A 12,137-nucleotide genomic window follows, 5' to 3' on the forward strand; every position below is an offset into this window, starting at 1 on the left:
TAATTTTGTCGCATTACTTATTGCAATTCAAGAAATAAAAAAATGATTAAAGGACAGTATAATTCATGATTCAATTAGATTATCTATTAATTATAGGAATATTACTTAGTGTTTTGCTTTTTCTTTTGGTTGGCGTATTTTACTATAGTAAATCTAAACTTTTAAAGGGGCTCAATATTTGGTTTTTAATAATACTTAGCGTTTTATTAAGTTATTTATTATATCCCTTATATGAACTGACAGATTATAGAGAAGAATTTACGACATTAGTTATTATTGCTACGATAATCATTAAAATAATTATCAATTTATCTATATTTATGATAGCTGATAGAATAAGAACGAAATGGATTTCTAAATTACTATTAATTCTATGGGTTATTCTTGTTGAATGCTTGTATACGCCTATTCATTTGTCATATCTTGTTTTGTTATGTGTATCAGGTGGAATTGTGTTGATTGAACATTTAAAGGGGAAAAGAAAACCTATTTAGCTTAGATTCAGAATTACTTTTATAGCGCTCACCCTCGAAATATGATATACTATTTAAATGCGCATAGTTCGTGCGCGATAGGAGGAAACACATTTAGATGTTAGAAAAATTTGAACAATTAATGATTAGCGAACCTGTTCTAAGAGCGTTAAACGATATGGGCTTTGAAGAGCCTACGCCAATTCAACAGGAAGCTATCCCAGTTGCCATGAGCGGTAAGGACATGATCGGTCAAGCTCAAACAGGTACTGGTAAGACAGCAGCATTTGGCTTGCCTGTATTGGAACGCGTAGACGGGAATGAGCGTCACGTTCAAGTAGTTATTTTATCCCCTACACGAGAATTAGCTATTCAAGTAGCTGAAGAGCTTAACAAAATGGCTCAGTACACGAATATCACAGCACTGCCAATCTACGGTGGGCAAGATATTAATCGTCAGTTCCGTGCCTTGAAAAAGAATCCTCAAATCATCGTTGCCACTCCTGGCCGATTGATGGATCATATGGACCGTGGTTCTATTAAATTTGACCATGTGAAAGTTGTGGTATTGGATGAAGCCGACGAAATGTTAAATATGGGCTTTGTTGATGATATCAATAAAATCTTGGGTGCTATCCCAGAAGACCATCAAACATTGTTGTTCTCTGCAACTATGCCTAAAGCTATCCAACAATTAGCTGAAACATATTTGACAGAGCCAACATTGATTCGCATGAAACCGACTCAAGTTACGATGGACTTGATCGAACAATACTATATCGAAGTGCAAGACCGTCAAAAATTCGATGTTCTTTGTCGTTTGTTTGATATCCAAACACCTGAACTTGCTATTATCTTCACGCGTACGAAACGTCGTGTTGATGAAGTGACAGAAGGTCTTAAGAAACGTGGTTACATGGCGGAAGGCATCCATGGCGATTTGTCTCAACAAAAACGGGACAGCGTAATTCGCCAATTCCGCGAAGGTACCATTGATATTCTCGTGGCTACAGATGTGGCAGCTCGTGGTCTTGATATTTCTGGCGTATCTCATGTATATAATTATGATATGCCTCAAGATCCTGAAAGCTACACACACCGCGTAGGTCGTACAGGTCGTGCCGGTAAAGCAGGTCAAGCTTTCACGTTCGTTATCCCTCGTGAAATGGAGCATTTACATGCTATTGAGCGTTTAACAAAACGTAAAATTGCACGTCGTCGTGCACCTTCCTTAGGTGAAGTTCTTGAAGGTCAACAACGTTTGGCAATTGAAAGCCTCGTTGAAATGACAGATAATTTAGAAGCATTGGCGCCTTTCAAATCTAGTGCTGAGGAATTGTTGAATGATACAGATTCCGTAACACTTTTGGCGGCAGCTCTTAAATTGTTAACAAAAGAACCAGATACTACTCCTGTAAATATTACAGAAGAAAAACCATTGCGCGTACGCCGTCGTCGTGAAAGTGGTCGAAGTGATCGTCGCCGTCGTGATGGTGATCGTCGTCGAGATGACCGCCCACGTCGCAGTCGCGATGATCGTAGAAGTGATCGTCGCAATGACCGTAAAGGTGACCGCCGCAGAGATGATCGTAAATTTGATCGTCCGCGTGGCGAGAAAAAAACTCGCCATCAAAGTGAAGGTTTTAAACCTTACTTTAAAGACTAATAGGATGTGGGTTGCTTCTGGCAATCCACATTTTTTATTACTTAATAGTTAATACTATTTATCTTGATAAGTATTGAGAATTTTGGTATAATAAATAATAATTATTTCTTGTAAACGGTCGATAATGGCCTATGCCTTATAGATTTCCAAGTGGAGAAAGGTAGATTATTATGGATATCGCACAAATTTTGCGTAGCCAGGGGTTTAAAGTAACTCCACAACGTATTGCGATTTATGATGCTTTGCGTGGTCATCATGATCATCCAACAGCAGAGATGTTGTATCATACGTTGCGCCCAGAACATCCAAGCATGAGCTTGGCTACAGTGTATAAGACGATGGAGATTTTTGAAAAAATCGGTCTTGTTAAAATTCTAGAAGTTGGTGATGAGCGCGCTCATTACGATTGGGACACACAAGCTCATTCCCATATCCGTTGCATTCGTTGTAATAAGGTAGAGGACATGATGGGCATTGATTTGAAAGCTATCAAAACGATTGCTGATCAAGGTAGTGAATATCAAATCACAGGTCAACATATTACCTTCGAAGGTGTTTGCCCTGAGTGTGCAAAAAAAGAAAGTCATTAATAGATAACCCCTGTTGTTGAAGGGCTCCTTCACGGCAGGGGTTATATTAGTTATCATATATCTTTATCTATTAGTGTTATAGAATAGCTATAGTAACAAAAATAGCTATAAGCATAATACAATAGATATTAGAGTTAGGCGTTTTATAATTATAAAATTGTAGAAATCGTATAGTCATATATAGAGGAGTATTATGTTTGTAATAGGCAGTCACTTATCAATTAGCAAAGGTTATTTACATATGGGCAAGGAAGCGACTAAAATTGGGGGCAATACGTTCCAATACTTTACGCGCAACCCTCGCGGTGGTAGCATGCGAGCTCTCGATGTTGAGGATATGAATAACCTTAGTATATATATGAAAGAACACAACTTTGGTACCTTGTTGGCCCATGCACCGTATACTTATAACCCATGTGCCGCCAAAGAGGATTTACGCGCTTTTGCGAAGCAATCTATGATGGAAGATTTAGAGCGTATGGAATATTTACCAGGTCAAATGTATAACTTTCACCCTGGTAGCCATGTGAAGCAAGGCGTAGATCAAGGTATTGAGTACATTGTAGAGTGCTTGAATGAAATCTTATTCCCAGGTATGAAGACAACAGTCCTCTTGGAAGTAATGGCTGGTAAGGGTACAGAAATTGGCTCTCGTTTTGAAGAAATTGCACGCATCATCGATGGCGTAAAACTAAAAGAGTACATGGGTGTGTGTGTTGATACTTGCCATATTCACGAAGGGGGTTATGATATCGTACATAATCTCGATGGCGTTATTGACGAGTTCGATCGAATTGTAGGTCTTGATCGTTTGAAAGCCATTCATTTGAATGACTCTAAAAATCCTATGGGTGCTCATAAAGATCGTCATGAAAAAATTGGGGAAGGACATATTGGTATCGATGCTATTGCTCGCGTTGTAACACATCCTAAATTGACGAACTTGCCATTCTATTTGGAAACACCAAATGAATTGGACGGGTACGCAAAGGAAATTTCTATGCTACGCTCTATCGTAGAGAATAAATAATTAAAATACAGAAGTTAATTTAGTTATATAATAAATATGTAGAATACCTGATACTATACTAGTTATTGCAAATACATAAAGTTATTAAAACTGTTAAGGCTATTAAAGTTATATAAAATTATTGAATTTCCATAAACTTATGGGACTAATAGCTTGTTTTGGCCTTTGAATACATACATTGTGTAAGGTATAGGGAGAGCTGGAAAGGGGGACAAAATGCGTTTTTTACATACTGCTGATTGGCATTTAGGGCGTATTTTTTATGGCCAGTACTTAACAGAGGACCAAGCTCATGTGTTGGAACATCAGTTTTTTAATATTTTGAAAGATGAAAACATCGATGGTATATTGCTCGCAGGGGATATTTTTGATAGAGCGGTGCCACCCATTGAAGCTATCGAATTGTGGGACTCCATCATCACTCGTCTCGCTATGGACTGCAAGGTGCCTCTCTTTGTGGTGAGCGGTAATCACGATGGGGCGGAACGTCTTGAAATGGGGCGCTCTATGTTGGGCCAATCGGGTATCCATATTTGGGGCTCTCCTCATCACGCGTTGATGCCTTTTGAATTTGAAGGGACAGATGGCAAGGTGGCAATTTGTCCTATGCCTTTTAGTGAACCCCGGCGCATAGGAGAGGCTTTATTTGCTGATGTAGAGTCTACTAATACAGAAACTACCGATACTGAAATTGCTGACATCATAACCCCCTGTTATGAACAAAATTGCGAAAGCGCTTTGAACCTGCATAATTATGACCAAATGTATCAAGCTTGGAGCGACTACTTATATAAACAAGTGCCTAAGGGGATGCGCAGTATCGCTATTAGCCATGCCTTTGTTATGGGCGGTGAAGTAGGGGGCTCAGAGCGTACCTTGTCTGTAGGTGGTAGTGAACAGGTAAATCCTCAAGTCTTTAAAAATTTTCACTATACTGCCTTGGGACATTTGCATGGGCCTCAGCGAATGGGAGCTGATCATATTCGCTATAGTGGATCCCCATTAAAATATTCCTTTGATGAACATATGCAGAAGAAGTCTTTTACCATCATTGATATGGATACAAAGGGGAACGTAGATATTAACACGATTCCTGTAGAGGCGAAGCGAGACGTAGTCATTTTGGAAGGATATTTTGAAGACCTGTTAAATGATAAAGCATTACAGGCTAAACATAGGGATGATTATGTGCAAGCCCGTTTACTTGATACGATGCCGATTATGGATGGAATGGCTAAACTGCGCCAAGTATATCATCGTTGTATGACCATTGATCTAGTTGGTCGCATGGCAGAGCCTATAGCAGATATGGGTGAGGCAATTTTCAAAGAATTAAATGAACGGGATCTATTTAATCAGTTTGCAGAAACTGTGTGGAAGGAACCTTTAACAGAGAAAGAACAGCAATATATCAACTCTGTATGGGACCGAATTCTTAAGGAGGACTAAATGAAGCCTATATCATTAACTATAGAAGCCTTTGGTCCGTATCGTGATTCGGTCACTTTAGATTTTAATGAGCTTCAAGACCATTCCATGTTTCTCATTGCTGGTCCTACGGGGGCAGGGAAAACATCAATCTTAGATGCCATAGTGTATGCCTTGTATGGTGAGCCGAGTGGAGAAGTACGCAAAACAGATGCTATTCGCAGTGACTTTGCAGAACCTCATCGTATGACTCGTGTCGATTTCTCCTTTGCTATTGGCAATGCACAATATCGTGTTGAACGATTACCGAAACAGATGGTAGCAAAGAAACGTGGTACAGGGATGCGTGAGCAGAATGCTAGCGCTACTGTATATGAGAAGAAAGATGGTGAGTGGAAGGTCATTGCTACCTCTGCTGTCGCCATTCGCGATACTATTCAGCAAATTATAGGATTTCGTAAGGATCAGTTCTTACAAGTTGTGCTATTACCTCAAGGGGAATTCCGAAAGTTGCTAGTGGCCTCTACGAGTGAACGTGAGGAATTACTACATACACTTTTTAGAACGGAGCTATATCGAAAATTACAAGAAGCACTGAAGGCTGCTTATGATGAAGCAAAGGCAGGTATTGAAGAAAATCTAACTAAGCAAACTGCATTTATGCAGTCTATCCCTCATGATGGAGCGACTCCAATGGTAACCATTGAGCATGTGCGTGAGTTACTAGTAAATCGGGGCCCACATCGAGATGCTCTCGCTGTAGAACGAGATGAGGCAGTAACCGTGGTAGAACAGTTTAATGTGCTCCGAAATCAATGGTCTTTATATAATCAGGCTCAACAATCTCTTGCTGAGGCTACTTCGAAACTTGACATGGTGAAAGTAAGGGAAACTGAGCGTGTAAATCTAAGCGAAAAGGTTCAGTTCCTTAACTCTTTGGCACCAACTCATGAATTATATAAACAATATATTGAGAAACAAGCTATATTAAAAACTTTAGAACAGGCCCTTTCAGATGCGAAAGAACATGTAGAACTAGCAACTCAACATGAGGCTAAATGTTTAGACTTATACAGTGACTTAGAAGGTCGAGCTGAAAGTATACAAGATAAAAGAACTGCTTTGGCTCAATTTCAACAACAAGCAGAGAAGTTTAATGAGTTAGATGTATTGAAAAAGGAATTGTCCACATTACAGAGTCGTTTAGAAGAATTAGATAGTAAAAAAAGCGAAGATGCCTTAGCTAAACAACGGGAGCTTGTGAAAACTTTAGAAAACGACTTAGAAAGTTTGCGTAAACAGTTACGAGATAATAACAAATTCTTAGAGGATGCTAATGTTATTCAAGGGCAACTAAATGATTTACATAGATATTCTGAATTGCTAGAAGAAATTAATAAGGTACAAAAAGAAATCGACGATAAAGGTCAAATGTTAGCGTCTTTAGATGAAACCTTGCAGGTTGCAAAGGTACATCTTGAACGATTAGAGCATCTAATGCAAGAAGGACGTGCCTTTGAGCTAGTTCATTTAGTTGTAGATAATGAGCCTTGTCCGGTTTGTGGCTCTACAGATCATCCACGGTTAGCTGCTAAGCCGGAGATGTATCCGACTAAGGATGAAATTGAAGAGGCTCGCAAAACCCGTGACGTGGCACTGCAAAAGCAAGCTAGCGAAGTGGGACAACAGAAAACATTAGATGCTCGTCTTAAGGAGTTAGCTAAGTTAGAAGTAGAACAATGTTCCAAACTTAAGTCATCTATGGATGGTTTTTCTAAGAAAAACTTTACATCTGTTCAACAAGATTTGTTGACTAAAATGGAGCGACTTACAGCTTTACATGGTGAGTCTGAATTGTTGAGTAACACTATAGCTGACAAGGAGCATAAGTTAAAAGTAGCTAGAGATAAGTTAGCAACTTTAGAGCTTGCCCATAATGAATTACTTAAAAATCTACACGATCTAGAGATTCGGATTAGCTCAGTACAGGCTAACATTGATGCTCTATCTAAAACTTTACCAACCACGGATATAGCTGCGTGGCAAAAACAGCTAGAGTCGTTAGATAGTGAGATTACGGTTTACGATGAGCAGGTGAAAGTTGGTAAAACTAATTTAGATGCTGCTCGAGAACAGTTGAATGCCAAACGCGGACGCTTAGAAACTTTGTCCTCTCAAGTAAAAGAAGAAACAAAAAATCTTAATTTGATGTATGAGAACTATACAAAGTCATTACAAGCCATTTCTTTAGGAGAGGATGATTTTGTAGAGGCTTTACGTGATATTAAAGAGATAGAGACCTATAGAACACAGCTGCATGCTTTGGATGAAGCCTTTAATAAAGCACAAGCTGTATATGATGCAGCGTTAAAGGTAGCAGAAACTGTGGTTAAGCCAAGTGAGACTGTTTCCGATGAAATCTATGCTACAGCAGTAGCGCATCGAGATACACTAGTAGGTAATCTTGCGGCATGGGATAAAGAAACAAAGCATATCGAAACTACGCTCACCTCATTAGAAACACTTGAAACTGCTATGGGCGAGGCTCGGGAAAAGGTGAAGTTCTTAAGCCGATTAAATGATCTCGCTAATGGTGGGGAGCAAGGCTTTAAAAATGTTACCTTTGAGCGTTATGTATTGGGGGCTATCTTAGATGAGGTCGTATATGCAGCCAATTTACGACTTCAGAAGATGAGTCGCAACAGATATTCCTTGGAAAGATCTGACTATACAGGTGGTGGTCGTGGCAAGCAAGGCCTTGATTTGGCAGTTATGGATGCTTTCACGGGGCAATCTAGACCGGCAAATACCTTGTCGGGTGGCGAAACATTCTTGGCCTCTATGGCGCTTGCCTTGGGATTAGCGGATGTTATTCAAAGCTATGCTGGTGGTATCCATATGGATACGATGTTCATCGATGAAGGCTTTGGCACGCTTGACCCAGATACATTGGAACTCGCCATGGAAACATTGGTACAATTGCAATCTTCTGGGCGCCTTATCGGTATGATTTCCCATGTACCTGAGTTAAAATCGCGCATACCTGCTCATTTAGAAGTTATTCGCGGTGACGATGGTAGTACGGCAAAATTTGTTATTAACTAGATATCATTAACTAGATATAGATTTGCCAAATGTGTTACTATAAAAAGAGGAGAATTCCTACAAAAACATCCTGTATTTACGAAGGGGGTTCTATGAAGTTTTCGTTTGCTCATAATAATATAAATGTTAAAGACCTTGATAAAAGTCTAGCATTCTATAAAGAGGCGTTATTGCTCGAGGAGTCTCGTCGTTTGGAAGACCCAAGCGGTGCTTTCACTCTCGTGTATTTAAAAAGTCCTTATACAGCACATGAATTAGAACTTACATGGTTGCGTGACTGGGATCGCCCTTATAATTTAGGGGATAATGAATTCCACTTAGCATTCTATGTAGATGACTATGAAGCGGCTCTTAAAAAGCATAAAGAAATGGGCGTTGTTGCTTATGAAAATGCTGATATGGGCATTTATTTCATAGCGGATCCAGATGGATATTGGACCGAAATCATTCCGACGGGGAAATATTAATGGAATATATGTTAACTCGTTTAGAGTGGTTGGTTGGTCCCAATAAAATCCAAACATTAAAGGACACGTCTATTGCACTCTTTGGTGTCGGTGGCGTAGGTGGTGGTGCCCTTGAGGCGTTAGTGCGAGCTGGTGTGGGGCGCATCGTCATTATTGATGGTGACTCCGTAGCGCCTAGCAATTTGAACCGCCAAATGATTACGACTCATGATACGATTGGGGCACGTAAGGTAGAGGTGGCAAAGGCGCGAGCTCTTTCCATTAATCCTGATGTGGTGATAGAAACCCATGATATTATGTATACTGAGGAAATCTATCCTGGATTTATTCAAAGCTTGAACGTTGATTATGTTATTGACGCCATCGATATGGTAACGGCGAAACTTAATATCATTGAGGTTTGTCAACGTGAAAGCATCCCTGTTATTTCTTGTATGGGCGGAGGTAATCGCTTTTACCCAGAAAAACTTATGATTGCAGATATCAATAAGTCTCATACATGTCCTTTGGCACGCGTTATGCGTCGGGAACTCAAAAAACGGGGTATAAAAAAACAATTAGTTTTATTTTCTACTGAAAAACCGACAAAACCACAGTTCCGTGGTGATGCCACAAGTCCTGGGACATGTAGTTTTGTGCCACCAGTGGCAGGTTTTATATTAGCAGCACATGTGTTGCGTACAATTTTGGAGGTACCTGAACAATGAAAAAAGCGAAAATCCATATGGCTGACGGCGGCGATATCGTAATTGAATTATTTGAAAAAGAAGCGCCTGGCACAGTACAAAACTTTATCGACTTGATTAACAAAGGCTTCTACAATGGCCTTCGTTTTCACCGTGTAATTCCTGGTTTCGTAGCACAAGGTGGTTGTCCTAATGGCAACGGTACAGGTGGTCCTGGCTATACAATTAAAGATGAATTAGTTGGCAATCCGCATAAACATGAGCGCGGTGCTTTATCTATGGCTCACCGTGGCCCTAATACTGGTGGTAGTCAGTTCTTTATTGTATATGAGCCACAACCTCATTTAGATGGTGTACATACTGTATTTGGTAAAGTCATTGAAGGTATGGATGTAGTTGATGGTATCCAACAAGGTGCTATCATGGAAACTGTAGAAGTAATCGAAGGTTAATCTCATGAATGAAGTATCTATTAAACATCCAGAATGGCTATATATCGATGTAAATGGTAAAACATCATATGGGTATGACCAAGAGTGGTTCACTGATGAGTGGCAACGCTTGTCTGGTTGTGGGCCTACATCGGCATCACAAGTATTGGGCTATTCGCTATTTAGGGATGGCTTATTAGATCTAGAAACCACATCCGACCAAACGCTTGCTTTAGAACGGATGAACTTAGTTTGGAAATATGTAAAGCCACGTTTTGGTGGTGGTGTTTATAAAACTCAATGGATGGAACGTGGTCTTACTCGCTTACTCGAGGATAAAAGCCTATCTTATGATGTACATATGTTGAATGTATCTCCGTTCTGTGCATCACGCGTAGAGGTGGAGGCTGCAGCTCAGTTTATACATGATGCATTGGCACAGGATGTGCCTGTAGCATTTTTAAATCGTCATAAAGGAAAAGAGAAGGCTCTCTATACCTGGCATTGGGTTCCGATTCACAAGATGTTTATGGACGGCGATGATATCCGCTGTGGCATCTTTGATGAAGGTGAAATTCGTGATTTCTCTTTGGCGAATTGGATGAAAGACACTATTTTAGGTGGTGGATTCTGTTACATTAGTCGCAAAGAGTAAGTAATAGAGCAATTAAAGTAATATACATACGCATCGCAGTGATTTGCGATGCGTATTGTAGTATAAATAGTAGGAGGTACTACATGAGTCAATGGATTACTGAGGAACAAACACCTCACTTACGTCTAAGCGCTGAAGCGGAAGAAGTGCTTTACTCTGGGGAATCTGAGTTCCAGAAAATTGAGGTTTTTAAATCAAAAGAGTATGGTATGATGCTCGCTTTAGATGGCGTGTTCCAAACATCTGAGCGTGAAGAGTTTATCTATCATGAAATGATGAGCCATATCCCTTTGTTCTTACATCCTAATCCTGAGCGCGTTTTGATTATCGGTGGTGGTGATGGTGGCGTAGCTAGAGAATGTGTACGTCATGATTGTGTAAAAGAAGTAACAATGGTTGAAATCGATGGTAAGGTTGTAGAGTTGGCAAAACAATATCTACCAACTATTGCTAAAGCTATGATTGAAAACCACCCTAAATTGACTGTAAAAATTGGTGATGGTATTGGTTTCATGGCAGAAGCAGAAGATTACTATGATGTAATTATCGTGGATTGTTCCGATCCAATCGGTCCTGGTGAAGGCTTATTTACAGAAGAATTCTATAAGAATACATTAAAAGCTTTGAAAGCTGATGGCTTGTTTGTACAACAAACAGAATCTCCGATGTTACATCAACCATTAGTGGAAAAAGTTTTTGGTTACGTTAATAGCCATTTCCCAATTGCTCGCTTATATACAGCTTTTATTCCAATCTATCCTGCAGGAATGCATTGTTTTACATTGGGTTCCAAAACATTTGATCCTCTAACATGGACTCCAAACCGTGAACAAAACTTTGAAACTAAGTATTATAATGCGGATATTCAAAAAGCTGCATTTGCATTGCCAAATTTTGTAAAAAATTATTTGCCAACTAAGTAAATAATATGTATAATGGGGGAGCACCATTTGTGAAATGAAAGTTTCCGATAGTGCTTCCTTATTTATATGAGGATTAAAGGGCTTATATTAGAGATAACACAATCAAAAGTTTCGGTTGTAAAAATTAATGAAATTGAGAAAAAGGTGTTGACACAAATCTCTAGAAAAGATATAATTCTCTTTGTTACGAAGACAATGTCTTCGATACCTACAAGGTGGTGGGTATGGTGAAGCGGTTAACACGGCGGATTGTGGCTCCGTTACGCGTGGGTTCGATCCCCACTACTCACCCCATAACCTACACATCGTAATCACTGTAGGGGTGTCGCCAAGTGGTAAGGCAACGGACTTTGACTCCGTTATGCGCTGGTTCGATCCCAGCCACCCCTGCCAACATGACTCACTAGCTCAGTTGGCAGAGCACCTGACTTTTAATCAGGGTGTCCCGCGTTCGAGTCGCGGGTGAGTCACCAAATTAAAACTCACAAACTTCGGTTTGTGAGTTTTCTATCTCTATTTTTAGAGATTTTGGTTATGATTGTGAGTATAAATTTAATCAAAAATCGGTTGAAAAAATCTTTGGAAAAGAGGTTGACGATTTAAGGTTAGATTGATATACTATACAAGTCGTTAGGGCGCAGAACTAACGTAACAGATCTTTGAAAACTGAACAATGATAGGTA

Annotated in this window: 10 protein-coding genes and 3 tRNA genes; all 13 read left to right on the top strand. The window is 39.7% G+C overall.

The window, feature by feature from the left end; all coding sequences use genetic code 11:
* Window positions 1-591 precede the first annotated feature (591 nt).
* On the top strand, window positions 592-2,139 hold the full coding sequence (locus HMPREF1865_RS08960; RefSeq protein WP_008715062.1) for a degradosome RNA helicase CshA: 1,548 nt from the start codon (window positions 592-594) through the stop codon (window positions 2,137-2,139).
* Window positions 2,140-2,309: 170 nt separating this feature from the next.
* Complete coding sequence (locus HMPREF1865_RS08965; protein ID WP_004695325.1) at window positions 2,310-2,729, top strand: Fur family transcriptional regulator; 420 nt, start codon at window positions 2,310-2,312, stop codon at window positions 2,727-2,729.
* A gap of 193 nt (window positions 2,730-2,922) precedes the next feature.
* Window positions 2,923-3,759, top strand: a complete 837-nt coding sequence (locus tag HMPREF1865_RS08970; protein ID WP_021148455.1) for a deoxyribonuclease IV — start codon at window positions 2,923-2,925, stop codon at window positions 3,757-3,759.
* A gap of 216 nt (window positions 3,760-3,975) precedes the next feature.
* A complete protein-coding gene (locus HMPREF1865_RS08975; RefSeq protein ID WP_060919882.1) occupies window positions 3,976-5,208 on the top strand; it encodes an exonuclease SbcCD subunit D in 1,233 nt (410 codons plus the stop codon).
* Window positions 5,209-8,292: an AAA family ATPase gene (locus tag HMPREF1865_RS08980; protein ID WP_060919883.1), complete on the top strand. Its 3,084-nt coding sequence runs from the start codon at window positions 5,209-5,211 to the stop codon at window positions 8,290-8,292.
* A 92-nt stretch (window positions 8,293-8,384) separates the two neighbouring features.
* Window positions 8,385-8,759 (top strand): VOC family protein, encoded by a 375-nt coding sequence (locus tag HMPREF1865_RS08985; RefSeq protein WP_004696890.1) that lies wholly within the window; start codon window positions 8,385-8,387, stop codon window positions 8,757-8,759.
* Entirely contained in the window at window positions 8,759-9,466 is a 708-nt protein-coding gene (locus HMPREF1865_RS08990) for a tRNA threonylcarbamoyladenosine dehydratase (protein ID WP_060919884.1), read from the top strand. Before HMPREF1865_RS08985 ends, HMPREF1865_RS08990 begins: the two co-directional genes overlap by 1 nt.
* Window positions 9,463-9,897, top strand: coding sequence for a peptidylprolyl isomerase (locus tag HMPREF1865_RS08995; protein WP_004695336.1), 435 nt, complete (start codon window positions 9,463-9,465; stop codon window positions 9,895-9,897). Before HMPREF1865_RS08990 ends, HMPREF1865_RS08995 begins: the two co-directional genes overlap by 4 nt.
* A 4-nt stretch (window positions 9,898-9,901) precedes the next feature.
* Window positions 9,902-10,531 (top strand): hypothetical protein, encoded by a 630-nt coding sequence (locus HMPREF1865_RS09000; RefSeq protein WP_004695338.1) that lies wholly within the window; start codon window positions 9,902-9,904, stop codon window positions 10,529-10,531.
* An 83-nt stretch (window positions 10,532-10,614) separates the two neighbouring features.
* Window positions 10,615-11,454 carry a polyamine aminopropyltransferase gene (gene speE, locus HMPREF1865_RS09005; protein WP_004695340.1) on the top strand — a complete coding sequence of 280 codons (840 nt, stop codon included), beginning with the start codon at window positions 10,615-10,617 and terminating at the stop codon, window positions 11,452-11,454.
* A 218-nt stretch (window positions 11,455-11,672) separates the two neighbouring features.
* A tRNA-His gene (locus HMPREF1865_RS09010) sits at window positions 11,673-11,748 on the top strand.
* 24 nt (window positions 11,749-11,772) lie between these two features.
* Window positions 11,773-11,847 (top strand) — tRNA-Gln (locus HMPREF1865_RS09015).
* Between the two features lie 4 nt (window positions 11,848-11,851).
* Window positions 11,852-11,927 (top strand) — tRNA-Lys (locus HMPREF1865_RS09020).
* Window positions 11,928-12,137: the final 210 nt, after the last annotated feature.

The organism is Veillonella parvula, assembly GCF_001553335.1.
GTDB classification, from domain to species: domain Bacteria; phylum Bacillota; class Negativicutes; order Veillonellales; family Veillonellaceae; genus Veillonella; species Veillonella parvula_S.

Excerpts from the sequence above, each read along its gene's own strand:
- HMPREF1865_RS08965 (WP_004695325.1), top strand. The coding sequence starts at position 2,310 with ATGGATATCGCACAAATTTTGCGTAGCCAGGGGTTTAAAGTAACTCCA.
- HMPREF1865_RS08960 (WP_008715062.1), top strand. The coding sequence starts at position 592 with ATGTTAGAAAAATTTGAACAATTAATGATTAGCGAACCTGTTCTAAGA.
- HMPREF1865_RS08985 (WP_004696890.1), top strand. The coding sequence starts at position 8,385 with ATGAAGTTTTCGTTTGCTCATAATAATATAAATGTTAAAGACCTTGAT.
- HMPREF1865_RS08980 (WP_060919883.1), top strand. The coding sequence starts at position 5,209 with ATGAAGCCTATATCATTAACTATAGAAGCCTTTGGTCCGTATCGTGAT.
- speE (WP_004695340.1), top strand. The coding sequence starts at position 10,615 with ATGAGTCAATGGATTACTGAGGAACAAACACCTCACTTACGTCTAAGC.
- HMPREF1865_RS08990 (WP_060919884.1), top strand. The coding sequence starts at position 8,759 with ATGGAATATATGTTAACTCGTTTAGAGTGGTTGGTTGGTCCCAATAAA.
- HMPREF1865_RS09000 (WP_004695338.1), top strand. The coding sequence starts at position 9,902 with ATGAATGAAGTATCTATTAAACATCCAGAATGGCTATATATCGATGTA.
- HMPREF1865_RS08995 (WP_004695336.1), top strand. The coding sequence starts at position 9,463 with ATGAAAAAAGCGAAAATCCATATGGCTGACGGCGGCGATATCGTAATT.
- HMPREF1865_RS08970 (WP_021148455.1), top strand. The coding sequence starts at position 2,923 with ATGTTTGTAATAGGCAGTCACTTATCAATTAGCAAAGGTTATTTACAT.
- HMPREF1865_RS08975 (WP_060919882.1), top strand. The coding sequence starts at position 3,976 with ATGCGTTTTTTACATACTGCTGATTGGCATTTAGGGCGTATTTTTTAT.